The sequence below is a fragment of the Flavobacteriaceae bacterium GSB9 genome, from assembly GCA_022749295.1.
GTDB lineage: Bacteria > Bacteroidota > Bacteroidia > Flavobacteriales > Flavobacteriaceae > Flavisericum.
Genome location: CP062007.1, coordinates 3600642 through 3622102, shown reverse-complemented (window position 1 = coordinate 3622102; position 21461 = coordinate 3600642). Strand labels below are relative to the sequence as shown.

The window sequence follows — 21461 nt, the reverse complement described above, 5'->3', positions numbered from 1 at the left end:
GGCTCGTATCAAAGTTTATGCCTAACCGAAAGTTTTGTGCTTCAAAACCGCCTACTTTTCATATACAAACCGTTGTGTGGAATTAACGCAGACCGCTTGAACTAATATGATTATGAAACTTTTTTCGAGAAATAAGGATAGTTACAAGAAATTTAAAGGACAGGAATATTTCTACACGGATAATTCCAATAATTTATATTTCAAATCATTTCATACAGGGAATTTTGAATTGGTAAAAGAAGCTGATTTAAAATCCTTGACTTTTCTTTCTAACACATACTTTTATGATAAAGAAAGAATTTTTCACGAATCTAAATGTTTAAAAAAAGGCTACTCAACTTTTAAGGATTATAAGAGTTATGGCTATTTCAAGATTGACAATACCCTTTTCTGGTTTGGTAAAAAAGTAAAGGAGGATTTTACCGAAGATTTAATTAATATTTCGGAGCATTTTTTTGCAGACAATGAGCATCTTTTTGTAAATGGACAAATGTTCGATTTTGATAAAGACACATTTAAAACTCTAAACAGATTTTATGCTAAAGATTCAAATATTGTATTTCATTCTGACGAAATCATTGATTCAGCAGATTCTGAGTCATTCAGAGTAATTAGAGAGGATTCGGGATATTCGCAAGACTTTTTAGAAAAATACGATTTCTTAACTGATGACGGATTTTCAGCATGGGCATGCGATAAGAATAATTTATATTTCTGTGGCAAACCGTTTTTGTCTGGAGTGGTTGACCCATTGACAACAAGAATTATTCGGACACATATCTTGATTGATAAAAACAATGTCTTTTACCATAAAAAACAAGTTAAGGACGCTGACCCTGATACTTTTGAATGTATTATTGACTCAAGCAAAATAAATAATGAGTATAAGAAAATTAAAATCTTCACTTCATTTTTCAAAGACAAAGACAATTTATTCTATTTGTACGAGGATGAAGTAAGTGAAAGTAAAGATGAAATTATTAAGTGTACTAAAAGAAATAGAAAAAAGTACATTGATGATTTAAAAGCTCTGACAGATAAACTTGAAATTTACAATTTTAGTGATGTTGATAAAGATAGAATTAACAAACTGATTGAAGAATAACTCCACACAACAATGTATATACAAAATAGGCGAAATAGTAGTAAATTCAAAGGCTGTAGCCCGTATCAAAATTTTAACGGTTTGATAAGTTTGATTCCAGCAATCGCCTACTTTGCATATACTCAGCGTTGTGCGTAATTAAAATCAAGACTAAACAAAACTCTAAAAGCAAAAATATAATGACAAAAAAAACAATATTTCTCTTAGTCTTTCTTATAACTTCAATAATAATAAATGCTCAAAATACTGTAATCAAGGCAGGTCATTTCTTCGATGCTCGTAACGGCAAAATTTTGGAGAATCAAATAATAATTGTTCAAAATGGTAAAATAAAGGAGGTAGGAACTAACTTAAACTATGACAAGACAGATAGTATAATTGACCTATCAAACTCATGGGTGTTACCTGGTTTAATGGACTGCCATGTTCATATAACATCTAACTATCCTCATAGAAATGTTCAGATGGAAAAGAAATTCGTAGGCGAAAGCACATCTCTCCGTGCAATAAGGGGAACAGTTGTTGCTAAAGAATTTTTAGATAATGGATTCACAACAATTAAAGAAATAGGTAATGATGCAAACTACGCCACCGCAGACATCATTAAAGCTATTAATAAAGGTTGGGTTCAAGGTCCTACTATTATATATGCAGGTAAAATTATTGCCCCCTATGGTGGACAATCTAGCGGTGTGAATCCAGAGCACGAACATTTTTGGAATTTTGAATATATAGATGCAGATACTCCTGATGAAATAAAGAAAGCTGTAAGAAAGAATATTTATTATGGTGCTACTGTAATTAAATTAGTTAGTGAGGATAATGGAATTTATAATGAGGAAGATATAAAAGCAGCTGTTGACGAAGCAAAAAAATACGACATAAAAGTAACTGTTCATGTACAAGGAGGTATAGCAGCGACAAATGTCATTTCAGGAGGTGCAGCTGGAATTGAACACGGATTTGGATTGAGCAATGAACAGCTTCAATTAATGAAAGAAAAAGGAATCTTTCTAGTAGGCACAGACTTCTCTTATGACAATTGGTATGCTTATGGCATGGATTCCACAACAGCAACAGCTTTAAACAATATGCTTATTGACAGACTTAAAAGAGCTTATAAAATTGGGACTCCAATGGCTTTTGGAACAGATATCATTGTTAACTTGCCAGAATTAAACCGTGTACAATCGAGTCTTAAAGTTTTAGAAACGTGGAAAGCAGCAGAAATACCAGCTTCATATATTTTACAGACCATGACAATCAAATCAGCTGAACTTCTAGGCATTGATAATGAAAGAGGAATCCTTGAGCCTAATTATTATGCTGATATAATTGCTGTTGAAAACAACCCTCTTAAGGACATTGAGGCAATAAAGACTGTTCATTTTGTCATGAAAGAAGGTGAAATAATTAGAAATGACAAAAAATAACTACGCACAACACCGTGTAAAAATAATTGCTTGGTTCTAGCCTACTCGGAAAATCCTGCGGATTTTCCTCTGGTTCGTTCCATTTTTAGTAAGTTAGTTGCTTGCACACGCAACTATCCTTACACAAACCGTTGCCATACATACCCAAACTGAATGCCGAGAATTGAATTACGAACTGAAATTAAAGCTGATAAGGAAATAGTCTTTGACCTTTCTCGGAGCATTGATTTACACAAAATATCAACTGAACACACGAATGAAACTGCAATCGCTGGAAAAACAAGCGGATTAATCGGACTGAATGAAAGCGTGACTTGGCGAGCAAAACATTTTGGAATTTATCAAAAACTGACTTCCAAAATAACGGAATTTGACCGACCGAATTATTTTGCGGACGAAATGGTTAGCGGAGCATTTAATGAATTTAAACACGAACATCACTTTGCTGAATTGAATGGCGGAACGTTGATGACTGATTTTTTTGATTATAAATCACCATTCGGAATTTTAGGTAAGTTAGCGGACATACTTTTTCTCAAAAAATATATAACTGATTTACTCACAGAACGAAACCGAATTGTAAAAGAGTTTGCGGAATCTGACAAATGGAAACAAATTATAACTGAATAAAAAAAGTACGTATGGCAACAACGTGTATAATTAATGGCTAGTTCTAGCCTACTTACGAAAATCCTCGCGGATTTTCTATTCGGTTTGTATTTGCTAAATTAGTGGCTTATACACGCCACTAATCATACACACAAACGTTGTAAGCAATACCCAAAAAACCGAGATGATAAAAGAAAAATTTCTGTATTTAATTAGAAAATACTCGGAAAACGAAGATTATAATTTGGAATGCTGGAATGAAATTGAGAACAATTACTCATCAAAATCACGGCATTATCATAATCTTGAGCATTTAGAAAATATGCTTTCAGAGTTGAACAAAATTCAATCGGAAATTAAAGATATAGACTGTTTATTATTTGCCATTTATTATCACGACATAATTTACAAACCCACCAAAAGTAATAATGAATACCAAAGTGCTGTAACATTTAAAAATAGAATTGCCAAAACTTCATTTGACAAACTCAATGAATGTATTTCACAAATTGAAGCGACAAAAGAACATAAAATTTCGGAAGATAATGACACGAATATACTTTTGGATTTAGACCTTTCAATTTTAGGAAAAAGCCCTAAAGAATATAAAACTTACAGTGAGAACATAAGAAAAGAATATCATATTTATCCAGACTTTATGTACAGAAAAGGAAGAAAAAAAGTGCTGAAAAATATATTAGAATTGAATTTCATATATAAAACTGATTATTTTAAACAACTTTACGAAAACCAAGCAAAAGAGAATCTAAAACTTGAATTAAAACAATTAAGCTAATGGTATTTTGGAATAAATTATTTGGTTCAAAAAACGAGAGTACAAAAAGAAAACAACCTGAAGATTATTACGAAACCGAAATCACGGACGTTTATGTAAAAGTTACTCATCCCAAGAGGAAAACGGAACAAATCGACTGGAATGAAATTGAAGAAATAAAATTAATCAATACAGACGAAGGTCCTTTCCTTCCTGATGTGTGGTTAATTTTAATGGGAAATGGAAAAGGCTGTTCTATTCCGCAAGGTTCAGACGGATGGAATAAAGTTTATGAAATAGTTTCCAAATATGACGGATTTAATTTTGAGAACGCCATAAAGTCAGCGAGTTGTGCTGATAATGAAATATTTGAACTGTGGCAAAAATAAAGTACTGCTTACAACAACGTATATAAAAAATAGCGATTTAATCGCTTAAACGAAACAAAATGAATAAATTAAAGGTCTGTTATAATCCGAAAAGTTAGTGACTAAAATCCGCTACTTTTCATATACAAACCGTTGTGTGTAATTTGAGGAATGAAAGAAACCATTTCAAATAACGAGAAATCATTAAACATTTTGAATAAATTAATTCTGAATGGATTTTATGATGGAAATATAAGTCCGAACAGAATTGAATTAAATAGAAAATACGGATTATTTAATTCTGGTGGCAACCATAGAATAATTGGAATTCTAAATAGCGAAAACAAATTTGAATTGGATTTTGATTTTAAGAAATCTATGAAAGTTCACGTAAATATTGCATTGGGAATCGGAATTATTTTCTCAATAATTTCATTGGTTAAAGGAAAATGGTTTTTAGCTATTCCTTTTTTTATAGTTCCGTTTCTGATTACGTATATTGACTTTAAATTAAAAAAGAAAAAGGAAATTAATATTCTGACTTCAAAGTTTTTGGAATTATACAAAACGGAATATGAAACTAAATAAAAACTACACACAACAATGTATAAAAATAATGCGTAAGTTTATTCCTAAATCAAAAGTTAGTGCTTGTTTGCTTGCATCTGATTTTCCTTCGGAAAATCCTCGCACTCAAACTACGCACTATTCTTATACGAACCGTTGGCGGTAATTAAAAAATGAATACAGATTGGAAAAAAATAGGAACTGAAATTGGCTCAATCACTAAAAATTCGGAATGTGGTGGAACTGATTATGCAAAATTGGCTATTGAAAATATTCTTGGAGAAAAATGGATTAAAGAAACCGTTGAGAAAGCAATATCTAATGAGCTTGGAGCGGAATTAGCGATGAGCTGTTTGAGTCTTATTTCCTCTGAACTTGCAACTGACTACGCTTATTCAATATATCAATCTGACTTAAACTCTGAAAGAAAAAATATGGCAGTTTGGCTAATTAAGCATCTTGCTGTAAAAAAAAGTTATGATTGGGTAGAAGAATTCATAAATGACAAAAATGTAATTGGTTGGGGAATTGGTATTCTTGACCAACTGTTATGGACTGAAAAAATTGATTATGAAGATGAAAAAGCAAGAGTTGACTATCTATTAAATTTAGCTGTTACAAATTCAAATGGAGAACTAAAAGAAAATGTAGACTTTATAAATGAATATTTGAAAGAAAGAGACGAACTAAAATAAAAAACTACCGCCAACACCGTATAACAACAATTGCGGCTTTGTGTACTGCGGACAAAACCGCGCAAGCATAAAAGTCGGTAATTTTAGCTATCTTAGTTTCAAACCAATCCGCAACTGATTGTTATACAAAACCGTTGTGCACAATTTGACCAAACCAAAATCTTGAGTGGAAATATTTGATAGAATACTTGAATTGATTAACGCAAATCTGATTTATTGCTTACCAGCAATGATTCTGACTTTGTTAATTCTTCAATTACTTTTCAAAGACAGATTACAGTTCAAAAAAGCATACCGAATAATAAAATGGATAATAATTGGGTACGCAATAGTCAACTTGATTTACTTCCTGATTGGATTAATTGTTTATCCTGACCAATCTGCTTTTCTCAATCGAGCGACTGGAAAATACTGGTTGAGTTATTGGATAATGATGTTTTCAGTCGTTTTCCTTCCGTTTTCTCTACTTTATAAAAATATCGGACTAAAGCCATTTTATTTACTTTTCGTTTCGGTTATGATGAAAATTGGTTGGTATTTTGAAAAGTACGTGATTTTTTTTGCCGACTACAATATCAGACAATTTGACCCTGAAAGAGAATCTGATTGGCTGACTTCACCTTGGAGCGGATTTTATCTGACTTGGATTCAAGGTCTTATTTTAGCGCTAATTTTAATCGGACTGACAACAATAATTGGACGAAATAAAAGAACAAAAACTGTGCACAACACCGTGTAAAAATAATTGCTTGGTTCTAGCCTACTCGGAAAATCCTGCGGATTTTCCTCTGGTTCGTTCCATTTTTAGTAAGTTAGTTGCTTGCACACGCAACTATCCTTACACAAACACGTTGTAAAACATTTAAGAGAACCGTATGAAATTCATATTGACGCTATTTATCGGAATTTTGACATTGACTTTAAATGCACAAACGGACGGAGAAGAAACTGTTATATTCTCAAGAATTGGAGAATTGAGCGATGAGCAATTAAATAATTCTGGAGCTTCTAAACTGACTTTTATTACAGACATAAAAGAAGCTGAAAAAATGGCGGAATTAGATATTAAAAACGGAAATCCATTTTTGTTGCTAATGGGCGGAATTGCACCAACAATAATAGCTACTGACCCACAATTTGAAAAAGAATACGGAATTTACTTTTACGAATTTGGTTGTACTGGACCAGAAAATGACATAATAATTGCTTACAACAGAATAGTATTTGAACACTTGAACTCGACAAAGGGAGAAAAGTGGATAAAAGAAGTTAGAGATGACGTAATCGGATTTAAAGAATGGAAACGCAATTACAAACGGAAATAAAAAAACGTTTTACAACAATGTATAACCGCAATTACGGCGGATTCGACTACGTCCGAATCCACTCGGAATTGCTAACGACAGTGCTAAACCGAAAAACAAAGTAAATTAAACCGATAACTGACGGTTATACGAACCGTTGCCAGTAATTTAAAAAAACCATGAATAAAGCATTACTAATTACATTTCTGACTTTAATGACTTTTAGCTGTTGTCCTTATCATCTAATGCCAAAATTTGAAGCTAAAATTAAAGTCCTAAAATCAGAAAACGATAGCTTGAAAAAGATTATAACGGAATTTAATAAAAAATATCCTTTAGATAGTATTTCAAATCATAACTTCCCCACTTATAATGACAAATAAAAATGGAAATTACCAAACATAAAAATGGATGAGAAATCTATATATAAAAATATAACGCAAACTTTTGACTTTTGATACGATAAGAACTGAATTAAAACAAAAAAACTATCAAACGGACATAAAAAACTACTGGCAACACCGTATAAAAAAAATTGCTAGTTTTAGCTAAACCAAAGTTAGTTGCTCGTTTGCTAGCTTCTGATTTTCCTTCGGAAAATCCTCGCACACAAACACGCAACTTTCCTTATACATAAACGTTGTAGGTAATGCGAGAAACCGAATGAAATTTGAACCTGAATATTTTAGAGGGATGCTAAAAGTCTTTACACTGACTTTGTTAATAACAATGTTATCGTTTAATTTTACGAACAATCCGATAATAATTATATTATTTTCTATTCTAGTATTTTTAATAATCCTAATTCTAAATAATAAAAAATGGATTAAAAAAGTAATAATAGATTTTGAAACCAAAAAAATCACAGTAAAATATCCACTAAACCTAATTGGAGTAAAAAAAGCAGACATTCCATTTGACAAAATAAAAGTTGTCACCTATTACGATTACATGTATCGGACTCCAGCGCATTTTAAAATTGAATATTTTGGAAAAACATTACGCTTTAACTGTAACAAAATTACCTCTAAAAAAATTTGCTCCATTTTTGAAAATAACGGAATTAAAACAATTTTTTATAACAACAATAATGTTGGATTTAGATAAAAACACTACCTACAACACCGTGTATAATTAATGGCTAGTTCTAGCCTACTTACGAAAATCCTCGCGGATTTTCTATTTGGTTTGTATTTGCTAAATTAGGTGCTTAAACACGCCACTAACCATACACCAAACGTTGGCAACAAGCTGAAAAATGGCATTACTGAAAAATCATTACATAAATCTAGCGATAGTTATTGCTGGAATAATTAACGCAATTGTTGGCGGAATTTTGATTTATTCATCATTTCAAGGTCATTCGAGTTTTGGAGTTATTTCAGGAGCTTTAATACCTCTTGCTGCTTTAGCTTTTTATGGAGATGGTTATGGAAAATATAAAAACTTCGAGATTACAAAAGACGTCATAAAAAAGATATTTAAACCAAGTATTAAAATTGGAATTACTCTTTTAGTATTAATGGTAATTCTCGTAGCTTGGATAAGTATTTCTCAAAACGAAATTTCATTTGATTTTGAATATTTATACTTTTTCACAATCATTCTTTTAATCTTTTTGATTCCAAATTTACTCGTTCAGTTTGGCTTCTATTTATTCTTAAAAAGAAAATGCTAAAAAAAAATCGAAAACTTATTATATTAGTTTTCATCGTAATTCTGACTTTTATTTTCGGAATGCAATACGAATTAGATTATCGGATTTTGACTCGCAGAACAGTAAAATATTTTGCGAATTATGAACTCGGTTTTTATGGAGGAAAGGACTTTAGACTTTTTGAAACCGACATTGCTTTCATTCTGACTTTAATTCCAATCGGATTTTATTTCACATCTCGAAAAGTTAGTTCTTTTACCAAAATAATCGGACTGAATTTAGTCTATCTGATTTTAATTCCGGCTTTTTACTGTCTTTTTTGCTATCTCGAAAGTCAGTTTATAAAAATAACTATAACCAATCCAATAATGAATGACGGAGTTTTGAAATATCATCAAAATAACGTGAATTACAGAATGATTATATTTTTGACAATAATTTCGACTTTTATTAGCGGAATAATAATTAAGAAAATAACGAACGAAAAAAAGCCAGTTGCCAACACCGTGTATAATTAATTGCTTTGGCAAGTGCTTATTTGGAAAATTCCTTCGGAATTTTCTCTGGTTCGTTTTTGTTTACTAAATTAGTTGCTTACACACGCAACTAACCATACACAATCACGTTGTGCAACATACTCGGTGCATCGCTGTTAGATTGAAAGAAATGAGATTTGATACAATAAAATATTTCGAAGAAAAGCGGCAAGATTGGATAAGATTTGTCAGCGCTTTGATAGACCACCAAACTGGATTGGGGTTAAAGACAGCTAACGAGAGATTAGATAAAATTTTGAATGGAGTTCCTATTATGTGTCAGATTACTAAGCATAAGCGAGATAAGTTCAAAGTGTGTTTAGATTCATTATAACCTGATTATGTGATATGATAAAGATTAAATTATAAAATTGACAAATAAAATGAGAGACGCAGTTAGATTTTTCAGAATCGCCTTTGGATTATTAATCGGGATAATTTTAATATTCTATTTTTTCAGTGACCTCTTAAGTTCCAGATTGACCATTGAAATTTTGATTATTGTAGCTTATGGTGTTCTATTATATACCTTTTACGTTTCGAGATTTCAAAGCCCAATCTTAAAGAATAAGATTATACTTCGACTTAAAAAATACAACTGGATATATTTGATTTTATGGTCAATCATAGGTTTACTAAGAATTCATGATGGATATACTGATTCTGATACTGAGGAGTTACTTTTTGGTTTTATAAAGGAGGATTATGCGTACGGATTTGGCTTTATCCTCTTAGGTTTTATCTTTCTGACCAGAACCATAATAATTGACAAAAAAGGAATACGTCTTAATGATTCATTTAAAACTCGATTTGATTTTTCACATTTGGATTCAATAGTTATTAATAATCATTCGATTGAGTTGCAAACTTTAATAGAGGAGCATATTTATAAGATTCAGGAATTAACTGACCAAGAAATAATAGAGATAAATAATAAAATAGAAACAATAAAAAAAAGTACGATTGCACAACAATGTGTATAGTGCATGCGGGTTTCGGAAGTTTTCGGGTGTTTGTGGCTCGTAAAAATAAGTCGGTGTAACTTGATAAGAAATCGCTTCGTAATCCCGCACAACACCATACACTCTCCGTTAGCGCCCATTCTCACAAAGCGTACTAAAGTCAAAAAAATCACAAAAAAGTGGTTTAAAAATAGTTCTTAAAATCATACTCAACTGACTTCACTCCTACACTAAACTTCTGACTTTTGCCAATCAAAACGCAATTGTTGCGAACGACTGACCTTCTGCACGGCAAATCTAAATCTGGATAAAAGAAAAAGAAGCTACGCTAAATATCGCAAACGCAACTGTTGCGGTAAAAAAGAAAATTAGTCACGGCATATTTTTGCGATTAAAAAATACAAATTGTAAGAAAAAAGAAAACGTGCGCTAACAATATGTATAAAAAATGCTTACTTTAGTCCTTAATCGAATGGTCTTTGCTCGTTTGTTAGCTTCTGATTTTCCTTCGGAAAATCCTCGCACACAAACTCGCACTTTCCATACATTTACCGTTGTAAGCAATTTCAGAAAATGAGAAACCTACTTAAACTAACATTAATTTTAGGCATAACTGTTCTCTTAACAAATTGTGCTGCTTTCGGAACTAAAACGCTTTATAAAAAAGAAACTATAGTTCTGACAAAACCAAAAACACTCGGATTTAGTCAACTCGAAAATGAACCAATAATTGACCAAATTGTAAACGGAACTTCTGAGAATTATGACACAATAATGAGTTCTGAACTAAAAAAAATGGAAATTGAATCTAAAAACATACAATACCCAAACTTTGAAAAATGGACTGACCTTGAAAAACAAAAAATATCCGATATATGTACTTCAAATAAATTGGACGGAATCATTTTTACACAGCTTAAGTTCATTAATACAAAATATAGCATGATGCTTATTCCAATTGGCAAAAGTCAAGACACAGAAGTTGAAATGCAATATTTTGACTCTGATGGAAATTTGGTTTTGCATACAAAACACAACACACAAAAAGGAAATTCTTATTTGGATTATCCTGATGCAGTAAAAACTGTACCCGATGGAATTAAAGGTGCTTTAAAAAGAATATTTAAGGAAATAGAAAAATAAAAAAACTGCTTACAACAAAGTATATAAAAAATTGCTAGTTTTAGCTTAACCTATGTGAGTTGCTTTGTTTGCTGGCTTCTGATTTTCTTTCGGAAAATCCTCGCTTACAAACACGCAACTTTCCATATACCAAACGTTGTAAGCAAGCTAAAAAAACCGAATGGCAACATTATTAGAAGATATAAAAAAGCAATCCGATTGGACAGTTAAAGCATTCAAATCGGACGGAATTGAACTAGATTATTCAATGGGAAGTTTAATTGAAATTGACCGATTTATCCAAAAATACACTAAAGACGGACAACCGATAAAAGGTGGTCGACTTGCCAAAGGTTATGGCGGTAAAATATTTTCGATTGGCTCATATATTGGAGAAACTTTAATAAAAAATGTTCCTGATTCGAAATGGATTACTGACGACAATGACCCACACGGAGAAGTGAATATTGAAGTGAATTTGTCAGACGGAACTCGATGTTGGCCAATTCAAAAATTAATGAAAAGAATTCAAAACGGACTTGAGGACGGAATTTATCCTTATGGAGTAAGCGTGACAAACAAAAAAGCGGATGAAAAATATGACGGAGAGTTTTGGAAAATAGAAAGTGAAGTAAAACCAATGGAACCGAAAAAACCTTGGTGGAAATTTTAAAAATAAAAAAGCCAGCTTACAACACTGGCTATAGTTCATTGCGGCGGAATTTCCTCAACGGAAATTCCTGCGTGTTTACAATGTTTGGTTTACGGCGGAATAATTCTGCCGAATCATTCCGCAACGAAACCATAGCCTAAACCGTTAGCGCACATTCTCACAAAGCGCACTAAAGTAAAAAAAATTACAAAAAAGTGGTAAAAAAATAGTTCTTAAAACCATACTCAACTGACTTCACTCCTACTCTAAACTTCTGACTTTTGCCAATCAAAACGCAATTGTTGCGAACGAATGACCTTCTGCACGGCAAATCTAAATCTGGATAAAAGAAAAAGAAGCTACGCTAAATATCGCAAACGCAACTGTTGCGGTAAAAAAGAAAATTAGTCACGGCATATTTTTGCGATTAAAAAATACAAATTGTAAGAAAAAAGAAAACGTGCGCTAACAATATGTATAAAAAATGCTTACTTTAGTCCTTAATCGAATGGTCTTTGCTCGTTTGTTAGCTTCTGATTTTCCTTCGGAAAATCCTCGCACACAAACTCGCACTTTCCATACATTTACCGTTGTGCCTAATTTAAAATGACCAGAGGTAAATTAAAAATAATTGACTTAATCTGCATCGGAATTTATATTCTGTTCGGCGGACTTATATACTTTTGTTATAAGTTCTCCATTTTCCCTCAAAAGACTATTAATACATTACTTTTAGTATTGACTTTCGGTGGACCAATATCTCTTTTCTGGATGTATTACCAAAGATTTAGAGAAAAGTCAATTACACTAATTTGGTTTGGCATTGGACTATTACAATGGTATATATTAAACGGCCTAAAAAGAAATTCGGATTTTGATTCAGTGGTTGGTTCTTATGCAAATTATGACAGAACATTAATTGGACTTGTAATTCTTTTAACTTTATTCAGAATAATAAGTTTAATTTTTACAAAACAAGAATTTATGGTTGCAGCTTGGTTTTCACCAAAAGACAACCGAAAATTGAACACTATGGATACTGTATTAACCATTGTTGGATTTTTAAGCCTAATTGGATTAAGTGAAATATAAAAAACTAGCCACAACATTGTATAAAAATAATGCGTAAGTTTATTTCTAAATCAAAAGTTAGTACTTGTTTGCTTGCATCTGATTTTCCTTCGGAAAATCCTCGCACACAAACTACGCACTATTCTTATACGTAACCGTTAGCAAACATTAAAAAAATGAGATTAAAATTTTCAATTTGGGCATTCATCTTTATGTCTTTAAATATTTACAGTCAGTCCTTTTTTGTTACCAAAACAAATGACACCACATCCATTGAAAATTTTTCTATTTCAAAAGGAAAATTTAAATATAAACCAATTGATTCAAAAGGAAATATTGAAATTGAAATTGATAAAATTAAGGGCTTTTACAGTTATGAAAACAATGCGTTTTATGAAAACAAAAAAGAATTTGCAGAACTTATTATTGACGGAGACATTAAATTGTACAGAGGGCTAATGAATAGTAGCACTTCTTTTATTGGGTCGGGATCAGGATCGTATGCTGTTGAAAACCTTTTTACATACTGGTATATCGAAAAAGACACTTTATTTGAAAAAGTTTTTAGTTCTGATGTTTCGAATAGTTATTATGGACTGCGTCCAGTAAAATATTATATCTCAAACCGAGAAATTCTAAAAAATGTGTTTTCCGATGATAAAATAGCTCTTAAAAACTTAGAAAACATTAAAAGAAAAGGGGAACTGCCAATAATTTTAAAATTAATAAATGATTCTAATTCTAGAAAATTTAAAAACAATTCGCATCGTCCAAGTAATATTGATAAAGATTCAGCTAAAATTGTTCTATTTAGAGAATCCAAAAATGAAATAAAGGATGTAATGTTGGTTAATGTAAACGGCAAAGTATATAAACTAGAAAAGCACTCAAGAATAGATATAATCATTCCAAGCAAAAGTCAGTCAGAAATCTGTATAGAAAATAGTACCAACAAATATTGCATGATAACAACTTCTTCTAAGTCTTTTACTAAATATTATAGATTAAGATTAAACAAAAAAAATGAAGGGGATATTGAAAAAATCAATGGCAACTCTAGATACTATAAAGTACGACTTAAACCACGTAGTAAATAACAATAAAAAGTAAAACGTTTGCTAACAAAGTGTAAAAATAATTGCTTGGTTCTTGCCTACTCGGAAAATCCTGCGGATTTTCCTCTGGTTCGTTCCATTTTTGTTAAGTTAGTTGCTTAATCACGCAACTATCCTTACACCAAACGTTGTAGTGCATTTGAGAAAAATGAGAAACCTGATTAAAATATTAATTCTGACAATAGCTTTCGGAATATCAAACTCTACTTTTGCGAAAGTAGAAACGGATACTATTACGACTTGGAAATTATCCAAAGATTCGGAGTTATTAATTCAAAGCAACCACTTTAATTCAACAATTTATACTGTAGAATTGAATACCACGGACGAATATGAAAATTTAAATGTATCTGTTTTCTACGACTTCAATTCTGATATTATAAGTCGGAAAATAAAATTTCTAGTCGGAAAAAAAGCAATAGCGGAATTTGACGAGGACAATAATAGTCGATTACCTTTTAGTTTACCGAAAAAGGAAATTGACAAAGTAATTACTGGATTTTTGAACGAACCAATTGCAATAGTTTATACTGACTCTATTAGTGAAAACGGAATTTTAGTTGGATTTGTTATATTTAAAAAAGAATAAAAACGCACTACAACACAGTATATAAAAAATTGCTAGTTTTAGCTAAACCAATGTTAGTTGCTCGTTTGCTAGCTTCTGATTTTCCTTCGGAAAATCCTCGCACACAAACACGCAACTTTCCATATACCAAACGTTAGGCACAAGCTGAAAAATGAAACCAGAAGAATTTAAAAACATATGGACTTTGGACGATGACAATCTCAATCCAATCAGTGGAGAAAAACTGAAAGGACTTGGACTTTCAGAAAGTTCAATTGAATTTCTTGTAAAATCGGGATTACCAGATAGCGCTGCACCTTTTCTATCTTTCTCAAAAGATTCTAATGATGTTTATGATAGTGTTCAAAAACTGACAACCATTTATGACTTTTTAGAACCCGAATTTGAAAAGTACATAGTAATTGGTACTTGTAATGACGGAGACCCAATTGTAATAAATACAGGAAATAATGACCGAATAGAATATCTCGACCATGAAGATTATTTCAGTTCGCAACCTTTTAATTCTGACCTCTCCGCCATGGCTAAATGCTTAATAGCTTATCGGGATTTTATAAAAAGAGTACAAGCGGAGAATGGTGAAGATGCGTTTCTCAACTCTGATTTTACGGACGGACAATTCGAAGTGTTAAAATTGGACTTAAAAAATGCCGATTCAGAAGTAATTGAAAGTGATGGATTTTGGTTTCAACAGTTAGAAATGGAATTAGAATTAAGAGAAGATGCAAATAAAGGAAAATAAAAGCCAGTGCCTAACAATGTATATAAAAAATAGGCGAAACATCAATAAAATTAAGGCTTTTGGCTCGTATCAAAGTTTATGCCTAACCGAAAGTTTTGTACTTCAAAACCGCCTACTTTTCATATACAAACCGTTACCAAACATTAAAATTACCTTTGCTACAAAAAATACTATCAGTTATAATGAAATACGGACTAATAATTGGCGGGTTAATTATCTTATTAGTGACTCTAATAAATCTTAATCACGAATTTACAATAAAACGCATAACAGAAGAAAATAAAATTGTAGTTGCTCAAGTTATTGACTCTCCAAAAGACTGTGACAATTTAGGACGCAGAGGAGAATACTGCAAACTTGAATTTAACGGACAAATATTCGTGAAAAATTTGAATAGAATATTTTGCGAATTAGTTGTTGACAAAAAAGAAATCAAAATGCTGACAAATGAAAAAATGGATGAACTTATATTCTTGAACGAATATGAAAATTCCAATGATTTTGTTTATGGAATTTTACTCGGACTTTTTTCTATTGTAATTATTTACAAAGGATTGAAAAAATAAAAAACGTTTGGTAACACCGGCTATAGTTCATTGCTTCTGACTTTCCTCTCGGAAAGTCCTCGCAAATTTGCTATCTTCGGTTTACTGCGGAAAATCCTCGCGGATTTTCACGCAACGAAACCATAGCCAAACCGTTGTAGGGTATTTAAAAAAGACATGAAGTATAAAAATTACAAGTCAGCAATTCACAATTTTGTTCATTCATTCACTAGTATTGACTACATGAAAAGTGGACGTCTAGCCTTAAACGTATTGATTGAATTACATAATGCTGGAATTGAGAGTAAGGCGACTTTTGACTTTATAAATAAATCTATTAAACCGACTGATGCTGCATATATGGAAAGCCAACAATTAATGAACGACTATTTGGATTGGTTACCTGAACATTTCAAGAATCATAATTGTGACCTAACCAAATTGGAAAAACTTGAAATCACATACTGGACTGATTTTAAAAATACTCTTCCATATGAAAGAAATCAAAATGATAGAATTTTAAAAGTTATAGCAAAAACAAAATGGAAAGCGGATGGACGAAATGAAGAAGTAATTGAAATATCTCAATCTGACCTTATACCGAAAAAAATACTTGAGTTAGAACATATTCCAAAACTACCTGAATTAAACTAGCAAAAACACCCTACAACACCATATAAAGTTCATTGCTTCGGATTTTCCTACAGAAAATACTCGCAATTTTACTATCTTGGTTTCTTAATCTGAAAATCCTCACGGATTTTCACGCAACAAACCTTATACATACCGTTACCAAAAATAGCTTTATAAAATCCCAATTCGGATATTTTTGCTCTCTTGCCTTTTTAAAGAAATTAAAAAAATAAAGTGTTTATCAGCCAAAATTTAACGGACGACTGACCTCTCGCCTATTTGCTAATTTTTAGAAAATATTTAAGGCTGTTTAAAACCTAAAAAAATCATCGGATTTCGGATGCGTTTACCTTTTGCAAAAGGTGTTGCTCAACCAATGTAAAAAAAGCCAACGCAAGAAAAAAAACAAACCTTTACGCAATCGAAACGCAATCAATTTCGCTTTTTTAGGCTTCTTTGCTATCACTTCCGCATAAAACTACTTTTGGTAACAATACCTAAAATTCATTGCGGCGGATTTTCCTATCGGAAAATCCATACACTTTTGCTATCTTCGTCTCTCGGCGGAAAGAATCCTGCGGATTTTTCCGCAACGTAATCTTAGCTTAACCGTTGGCAAACATTTACCACTCATTACAAAAATGAAAGACACTTTAGAATATAAAATACTCAAACATTTAAAGGAAAAAGATAATGGAGATTTTATTGATGTGATAGATTTTATAGATGATAGAAAATTACTTGAGAGTAAATTAAAATCTTTATCGGTAGAACCTGAAAAATACATATCTGTAATATTCCCATTTTTCACTTTTGGAGGAAGTTCTCCAACTATTACAAAAGACCAATTAAAAGCTAAAATTGAATTTAACGGAATAAAACATTTAGAATATATTGAAAAATCAGTTTCAGAATTAAATCTAGCTGAATCCAATATTAAAGCTAATAAGCTAAATGAAAAAAACTCTAAATTCAATAAATATAGTACTATCGCAAACATTATTATAGGTCTTTTAAATGCTGGATTATTAATATGGCAAATATTAAAACCTGAATAATTAAAAGTATTATTTGTAATTTACCATAATTACTGTTTTGAATATAATACTGTATGAATAATTCTTTAATTGATGTAAAAAAACGATTTGCCAACAATGTGTAAAAACCATTGCTTCGGACATTTCCTTCGGAAAGTCCTCTTTCTATCTTAATTTTGTTTCTTTTTTCTCTCATAATTCATTAATTTTCCGCAACGGATTCTTACACGAACCGTTAGCGCACATTCTCATAAAGCACACTAAAGTCAAAAAATTACAAAAAAGTGGTATAAAAATAGTTCTTAAAACCATACTCAACTGACTTCACTCCTACTCTAAACTTCTGACTTTTGCCAATCAAAACGCAATTGTTGCGAACGACTGATCTTCTGCACGGCAAATCTAAATCTGGATAAAAGAAAAAGAAGCTACGCTAAATATCGCAAACGCAACTGTTGCGGTAAAAAAGAAAATTAGTCACGGCATATTTTTGTGATTAAAAAATACAAATTGTAAGAAAAAAGAAAACGTGCGCTAACAATATGTATAAAAAATGCTTACTTTAGTCCTTAATCGAATGGTCTTTGCTCGTTTGTTAGCTTCTGATTTTCCTTCGGAAAATCCTCGCACACAAACTCGCACTTTCCATACATTTACCGTTAGCTACAATATCTCACTCGGCTCTGAAAAAGTAATTTAATCGGTTTCAAAACTTATAAAACTGATTTTAAAAGCGCATAAAACTAAACTGATTTCTCACTCAACCAAACTGACCAAAGCAGAGCGCAACTATTGCCTGCGACTGACCTTCCTCACGGCAAATCTAATTCTAAAAAAAGAAAATATTACCTAAAACTGACTCGCATTAAGCGCAAAAAATAAATTAAAGCATCTGTTAAAAATAAAATACCGTAGCTAACATTGCCTATAATTCATTGCGGCGGATTTTCCTATCGGAAAATCCTTTCACTTTTATTATCTTTGTTTTACGGCGGAATAATCCTGCGGATTTTTCCGCAACGTAATCATAGCCGAGACCGTTGGCAATAATTATGAAAGTCCGTTTAAAAAATAAAGTTCTGTTTTTCTTTTTAGTATTTGTTTCCATAATATCATTTGGACAAACTGAACAGAAAAGTTTTGACTTTAAAATGGACGAAAAAATCGCTGATTTTCGGACTGAACTGACCGCCAAAAAAGTTGACACTTTACTTGAAGCTTACTACTTCTTTGACAATGGTCGTGGAAATAAAGCAACTTACTTGTTTTAATGGAAAGAAAATGGAAAAGAATTTTTAAAAGTTATTAAGTACAAAAAGAATAACAAATTCACAGAATTTCCAATCACTGAATGTCCTGAATTAAAAAATATTTTGGACTTCTATTTAGAAAACGAAGCGGAAATAAAAACGATAGAGCCAAAATCAAAATTATGGATGAGTCATAATTACGGATACTCCATACGACTAAATATAAATGGTTCGGAGTATCAAACTTATTTAAGAAATGAAAAAAGGTTTGACGATAAAGAAAATCTAAAATCCCAATGGATAAACTTAATCGACAAAATAGCAGAGGATTATATAAGAAAATAACTATTGCCAACAACGTGTAAAAATAATTGCTTGGTTCTAGCCTACTCGGAAAATCCTACGGATTTTCCTCTGGTTCGTTCCATTTTTAGTAAGTTAGTTGCTCGCACACGCAACTATCCTTACACAAACACGTTGTGCGTAAGTTGAGAAAAACTGAACTCTGAATGAAAAATAGGTTTCTGAAAATATTAAAGCGGATTTTAATTACGATTTTGATACTCTTTGTTGTTGTGTTTATATCAAACGAAATTGTCTATAAAACTTCAATCCCTGAAAACTTTGCGGAATCAAATTGGAACGGAAAATGGAACAGTTCTGAATATACACTTGTTAGTGGTAAAGTACTGACAACAATTCCCGAAAATCACAACGCTGAATTTAAAAGCGAAACGTTGATTTATTACAATCTTTGGAGTCTTTACAAGCCTGGACAAAGTAAAATAGTGGAATTATCAGGAAACTTTTCGGAATCGGATATTAATGGAAATAACGTTGGACAGAAAAGTCAGCCGAATGAAAATCGTGAATCTAATCGCAGATTCTTTAAAGCTAAAATGGCAATTGGAAATGGACAGTTCATTGAATACGATGGAATGAAGGATAATGACGGAACTGGAATAAATGGCGAATATGATTCAAGCTACCCAAAAGACAAAGGAACATTTGAATTGAATAAAAAATAAAAACCTACGCACAACACCGTGTATAGCTCATTGCGGCTGAATTCCTAATCGGAATTCATTGCAATTTGCTATCTTTAGGTTACGGCGGAAAATCATAGCTGATTTCCCGCAACGAGCCATACACAATCACGTTGTGTGCAATTTGGCTACGTTACCAAGATTTGGTATATTTGAGTAAAAATATAGTCAAAATGGGAAAAAACACATCAATATCACTCGGAAATCATTTTGAGGATTTTATAAGAGAAGAAGTAAATTCTGGAAGATATGGTTCGGTTAGCGAAGTAATTCGTTCTGCTTTACGTTTGTTAGAACGTGAAGAAAAAAAGGAAAGGGAACTGATTAAAGCTCTCGAAGTTGGAGAAAATAGTGGATTTGTTGAAAATTTTGACCCAAAACAACATCTGAAAGAATTACATCGTAAACACTTATGAGTAAAAACAAATATCGCATAAGTCAACAAGCGATTGAGGATTTAGATAAAATTTGGATTTATACGCTTAATAAATGGTCTAAAGAACAAGCTGACAGATATTACGACTTGATAATTACGGAAATTGAATTTATTGCTGACAACTTTATGACTGGAAAGTCAGCGGAACAAACTCGAAAGAATTATCGAGTGACTAAAATAAAATCCCATTTGATTTTTTATAGAAAAGTGGAAAATGATATTGTGGAAATAGTTAGAGTTTTGCACCAAAGAATGGATATTAAAAAACGACTGAAATAAAAAAACTGCACACAACACCGTGTATAATTCATTGCTAGTTATAGCCTACTTACGAAAGTCCTCGCGGACTTTCTATCTGTGATTTATTTGCTAACTTTAATGCTTAAACACGCAACGAAATCATACACAACCACGTTGGCAATAATTTGAATGAAAACCATTTATAGAATAATAATTTTAGTTTTGATTTTACAATCTTGTTCTTCTTTCGATAAAGAAAAAGACAAACTAATTGGTAATTGGAGTGTCATAAATGGACTGAATGAATTTGAATTTTATCAAGATTCTCTAATTGTAAATGAATGGGGAATGTCTTACATAAACAAATGGGAGATTGACAGTTCAAAATTATATCTTGAAACAATTAAAGGACTTGACAGTTTCGGAATTAAAACTAAAGAATTCGATTATAGATTAAGTAAAAATCTGGATACACTCTTTATTAAAAAACCAACAGACAGCGTTTTTGGACCATCTATTTTGCGAATTAAAAATGCCTATGATTATTATCTGAAACGATTACAATTGACCATTGACTTACCTTCTAAAAACAATTTGATTTTAAGTAAAGAAAAAGGAATTGGATTGGACGTTTACGTCGGATTTAGAAATGGTAAATTAATGGCAAAAACTGATAGTGACAAAACTCGTGGATTAGACGAAATTAAATATGAGACTATTGCTTTTATTGCTTCTCAAGAAACTGAATTGGATTCGATAAATTTTCAGTTTAATTTGCTGATTGATAAAAGTTTAAATAATCAAAAAATAGACTCAATTAAAAATATTTTAATTTCAACAGGTTATAAAAGAATATTTAGAGTTTATACTAACGACCAAGTTGACTACGAAAAAATTGATTGGAAAGATGAACTGAATTGGTATGGAAAATATGAATAAAAAACTATTGCCAACACCGTATAAAAAAAATTG

27 protein-coding genes are annotated in these 21461 nt (G+C 31.6%); 26 read left to right on the top strand and 1 reads right to left on the bottom strand.

Going from position 1 to position 21461, the window contains the following annotated elements; genetic code table 11:
* The first annotated feature begins 112 nt into the window (after positions 1-112).
* The 21 genes from GSB9_03210 (at position 113) to GSB9_03186 (ending at position 17538) form a co-directional block, all read left to right on the top strand.
* Positions 113-1105, top strand: a complete 993-nt coding sequence (locus GSB9_03210) for a DKNYY domain-containing protein (GenBank protein ID UKM66620.1) — start codon at positions 113-115, stop codon at positions 1103-1105.
* Between the two features lie 179 nt (positions 1106-1284).
* Positions 1285-2538, top strand: coding sequence for an amidohydrolase family protein (locus GSB9_03209; protein UKM66619.1), 1254 nt, complete (start codon positions 1285-1287; stop codon positions 2536-2538).
* A 153-nt stretch (positions 2539-2691) separates the two neighbouring features.
* Positions 2692-3168: an SRPBCC family protein gene (locus GSB9_03208; protein UKM66618.1), complete on the top strand. Its 477-nt coding sequence runs from the start codon at positions 2692-2694 to the stop codon at positions 3166-3168.
* 163 nt (positions 3169-3331) lie between these two features.
* Positions 3332-3943 carry a hypothetical protein gene (locus GSB9_03207; protein UKM66617.1) on the top strand — a complete coding sequence of 204 codons (612 nt, stop codon included), beginning with the start codon at positions 3332-3334 and terminating at the stop codon, positions 3941-3943.
* Positions 3943-4311, top strand: a complete 369-nt coding sequence (locus GSB9_03206; protein UKM66616.1) for a hypothetical protein — start codon at positions 3943-3945, stop codon at positions 4309-4311. The genes GSB9_03207 and GSB9_03206 overlap by 1 nt, the downstream gene beginning before the upstream one ends.
* Before the next feature lie 150 nt (positions 4312-4461).
* A complete protein-coding gene (locus GSB9_03205) occupies positions 4462-4878 on the top strand; it encodes a hypothetical protein (protein ID UKM66615.1) in 417 nt (138 codons plus the stop codon).
* A 152-nt stretch (positions 4879-5030) separates the two neighbouring features.
* On the top strand, positions 5031-5552 hold the full coding sequence (locus tag GSB9_03203) for a hypothetical protein (GenBank protein ID UKM66613.1): 522 nt from the start codon (positions 5031-5033) through the stop codon (positions 5550-5552).
* A gap of 166 nt (positions 5553-5718) precedes the next feature.
* Positions 5719-6291 (top strand): hypothetical protein, encoded by a 573-nt coding sequence (locus GSB9_03380; protein ID UOR30056.1) that lies wholly within the window; start codon positions 5719-5721, stop codon positions 6289-6291.
* A gap of 136 nt (positions 6292-6427) precedes the next feature.
* A complete protein-coding gene (locus GSB9_03201) occupies positions 6428-6877 on the top strand; it encodes a hypothetical protein (GenBank protein ID UKM66611.1) in 450 nt (149 codons plus the stop codon).
* A gap of 642 nt (positions 6878-7519) precedes the next feature.
* Positions 7520-7963, top strand: a complete 444-nt coding sequence (locus GSB9_03199) for a hypothetical protein (GenBank protein UKM66609.1) — start codon at positions 7520-7522, stop codon at positions 7961-7963.
* A 151-nt stretch (positions 7964-8114) separates the two neighbouring features.
* Complete coding sequence (locus GSB9_03198; GenBank protein UKM66608.1) at positions 8115-8534, top strand: hypothetical protein; 420 nt, start codon at positions 8115-8117, stop codon at positions 8532-8534.
* Between the two features lie 898 nt (positions 8535-9432).
* Positions 9433-10032 carry a hypothetical protein gene (locus tag GSB9_03196; GenBank protein ID UKM66606.1) on the top strand — a complete coding sequence of 200 codons (600 nt, stop codon included), beginning with the start codon at positions 9433-9435 and terminating at the stop codon, positions 10030-10032.
* Between the two features lie 552 nt (positions 10033-10584).
* Positions 10585-11154, top strand: coding sequence for a hypothetical protein (locus tag GSB9_03195; protein ID UKM66605.1), 570 nt, complete (start codon positions 10585-10587; stop codon positions 11152-11154).
* A 160-nt stretch (positions 11155-11314) separates the two neighbouring features.
* Complete coding sequence (locus GSB9_03194) at positions 11315-11806, top strand: hypothetical protein (GenBank protein ID UKM66604.1); 492 nt, start codon at positions 11315-11317, stop codon at positions 11804-11806.
* A gap of 585 nt (positions 11807-12391) precedes the next feature.
* Positions 12392-12877 (top strand): hypothetical protein, encoded by a 486-nt coding sequence (locus GSB9_03193; protein ID UKM66603.1) that lies wholly within the window; start codon positions 12392-12394, stop codon positions 12875-12877.
* Positions 12878-13032: 155 nt separating this feature from the next.
* Positions 13033-13953, top strand: a complete 921-nt coding sequence (locus GSB9_03192) for a hypothetical protein (GenBank protein UKM66602.1) — start codon at positions 13033-13035, stop codon at positions 13951-13953.
* Positions 13954-14119: 166 nt separating this feature from the next.
* A complete protein-coding gene (locus GSB9_03191) occupies positions 14120-14560 on the top strand; it encodes a hypothetical protein (GenBank protein ID UKM66601.1) in 441 nt (146 codons plus the stop codon).
* Positions 14561-14711: 151 nt separating this feature from the next.
* Positions 14712-15302: an SUKH-4 family immunity protein gene (locus GSB9_03190; GenBank protein UKM66600.1), complete on the top strand. Its 591-nt coding sequence runs from the start codon at positions 14712-14714 to the stop codon at positions 15300-15302.
* 182 nt (positions 15303-15484) lie between these two features.
* Positions 15485-15868 carry a hypothetical protein gene (locus GSB9_03188; GenBank protein UKM66598.1) on the top strand — a complete coding sequence of 128 codons (384 nt, stop codon included), beginning with the start codon at positions 15485-15487 and terminating at the stop codon, positions 15866-15868.
* A 156-nt stretch (positions 15869-16024) separates the two neighbouring features.
* On the top strand, positions 16025-16501 hold the full coding sequence (locus tag GSB9_03187; GenBank protein UKM66597.1) for a hypothetical protein: 477 nt from the start codon (positions 16025-16027) through the stop codon (positions 16499-16501).
* A 620-nt stretch (positions 16502-17121) separates the two neighbouring features.
* Complete coding sequence (locus tag GSB9_03186) at positions 17122-17538, top strand: hypothetical protein (protein ID UKM66596.1); 417 nt, start codon at positions 17122-17124, stop codon at positions 17536-17538.
* Between the two features lie 904 nt (positions 17539-18442).
* Here the strand turns inward: GSB9_03186 and GSB9_03375 are convergent.
* Positions 18443-18625: a hypothetical protein gene (locus tag GSB9_03375; GenBank protein UOR30055.1), complete on the bottom strand. Its 183-nt coding sequence runs from the start codon at positions 18623-18625 to the stop codon at positions 18443-18445.
* 265 nt (positions 18626-18890) lie between these two features.
* Here GSB9_03375 and GSB9_03183 point away from each other — a divergent pair, with 265 nt between their 5' ends.
* The 5 genes from GSB9_03183 to GSB9_03179 all read left to right on the top strand — a co-directional run bounded on the left by GSB9_03183 (position 18891) and on the right by GSB9_03179 (position 21428).
* The gene (locus GSB9_03183) at positions 18891-19112 is read left to right on the top strand and encodes a hypothetical protein (protein UKM66593.1); all 222 of its coding nucleotides are present in this window, start codon (positions 18891-18893) and stop codon (positions 19110-19112) included.
* 164 nt (positions 19113-19276) lie between these two features.
* Complete coding sequence (locus GSB9_03182; GenBank protein UKM66592.1) at positions 19277-19795, top strand: hypothetical protein; 519 nt, start codon at positions 19277-19279, stop codon at positions 19793-19795.
* Positions 19796-19986: 191 nt separating this feature from the next.
* Positions 19987-20229, top strand: coding sequence for a type II toxin-antitoxin system ParD family antitoxin (locus GSB9_03181; GenBank protein ID UKM66591.1), 243 nt, complete (start codon positions 19987-19989; stop codon positions 20227-20229).
* Positions 20226-20528 (top strand): type II toxin-antitoxin system RelE/ParE family toxin, encoded by a 303-nt coding sequence (locus tag GSB9_03180; GenBank protein ID UKM66590.1) that lies wholly within the window; start codon positions 20226-20228, stop codon positions 20526-20528. Before GSB9_03181 ends, GSB9_03180 begins: the two co-directional genes overlap by 4 nt.
* 150 nt (positions 20529-20678) lie before the next feature.
* Positions 20679-21428 (top strand): hypothetical protein, encoded by a 750-nt coding sequence (locus GSB9_03179; GenBank protein UKM66589.1) that lies wholly within the window; start codon positions 20679-20681, stop codon positions 21426-21428.
* The last annotated feature ends 33 nt before the right edge of the window (positions 21429-21461 follow it).

Coding starts and splice junctions, on each gene's coding strand:
- GSB9_03199 (UKM66609.1), top strand. CDS start 7,520: ATGAAATTTGAACCTGAATATTTTAGAGGGATGCTAAAAGTCTTTACA.
- GSB9_03182 (UKM66592.1), top strand. CDS start 19,277: ATGAAAAATAGGTTTCTGAAAATATTAAAGCGGATTTTAATTACGATT.
- GSB9_03203 (UKM66613.1), top strand. CDS start 5,031: ATGAATACAGATTGGAAAAAAATAGGAACTGAAATTGGCTCAATCACT.
- GSB9_03190 (UKM66600.1), top strand. CDS start 14,712: ATGAAACCAGAAGAATTTAAAAACATATGGACTTTGGACGATGACAAT.
- GSB9_03188 (UKM66598.1), top strand. CDS start 15,485: ATGAAATACGGACTAATAATTGGCGGGTTAATTATCTTATTAGTGACT.
- GSB9_03210 (UKM66620.1), top strand. CDS start 113: ATGAAACTTTTTTCGAGAAATAAGGATAGTTACAAGAAATTTAAAGGA.
- GSB9_03181 (UKM66591.1), top strand. CDS start 19,987: ATGGGAAAAAACACATCAATATCACTCGGAAATCATTTTGAGGATTTT.
- GSB9_03198 (UKM66608.1), top strand. CDS start 8,115: ATGGCATTACTGAAAAATCATTACATAAATCTAGCGATAGTTATTGCT.
- GSB9_03208 (UKM66618.1), top strand. CDS start 2,692: ATGCCGAGAATTGAATTACGAACTGAAATTAAAGCTGATAAGGAAATA.
- GSB9_03193 (UKM66603.1), top strand. CDS start 12,392: ATGACCAGAGGTAAATTAAAAATAATTGACTTAATCTGCATCGGAATT.
- GSB9_03194 (UKM66604.1), top strand. CDS start 11,315: ATGGCAACATTATTAGAAGATATAAAAAAGCAATCCGATTGGACAGTT.
- GSB9_03207 (UKM66617.1), top strand. CDS start 3,332: ATGATAAAAGAAAAATTTCTGTATTTAATTAGAAAATACTCGGAAAAC.
- GSB9_03375 (UOR30055.1), bottom strand. CDS start 18,625: ATGGAAACAAATACTAAAAAGAAAAACAGAACTTTATTTTTTAAACGG.
- GSB9_03186 (UKM66596.1), top strand. CDS start 17,122: ATGAAAGACACTTTAGAATATAAAATACTCAAACATTTAAAGGAAAAA.
- GSB9_03195 (UKM66605.1), top strand. CDS start 10,585: ATGAGAAACCTACTTAAACTAACATTAATTTTAGGCATAACTGTTCTC.
- GSB9_03192 (UKM66602.1), top strand. CDS start 13,033: ATGAGATTAAAATTTTCAATTTGGGCATTCATCTTTATGTCTTTAAAT.
- GSB9_03179 (UKM66589.1), top strand. CDS start 20,679: ATGAAAACCATTTATAGAATAATAATTTTAGTTTTGATTTTACAATCT.
- GSB9_03201 (UKM66611.1), top strand. CDS start 6,428: ATGAAATTCATATTGACGCTATTTATCGGAATTTTGACATTGACTTTA.
- GSB9_03206 (UKM66616.1), top strand. CDS start 3,943: ATGGTATTTTGGAATAAATTATTTGGTTCAAAAAACGAGAGTACAAAA.
- GSB9_03196 (UKM66606.1), top strand. CDS start 9,433: ATGAGAGACGCAGTTAGATTTTTCAGAATCGCCTTTGGATTATTAATC.
- GSB9_03205 (UKM66615.1), top strand. CDS start 4,462: ATGAAAGAAACCATTTCAAATAACGAGAAATCATTAAACATTTTGAAT.
- GSB9_03180 (UKM66590.1), top strand. CDS start 20,226: ATGAGTAAAAACAAATATCGCATAAGTCAACAAGCGATTGAGGATTTA.
- GSB9_03187 (UKM66597.1), top strand. CDS start 16,025: ATGAAGTATAAAAATTACAAGTCAGCAATTCACAATTTTGTTCATTCA.
- GSB9_03209 (UKM66619.1), top strand. CDS start 1,285: ATGACAAAAAAAACAATATTTCTCTTAGTCTTTCTTATAACTTCAATA.
- GSB9_03191 (UKM66601.1), top strand. CDS start 14,120: ATGAGAAACCTGATTAAAATATTAATTCTGACAATAGCTTTCGGAATA.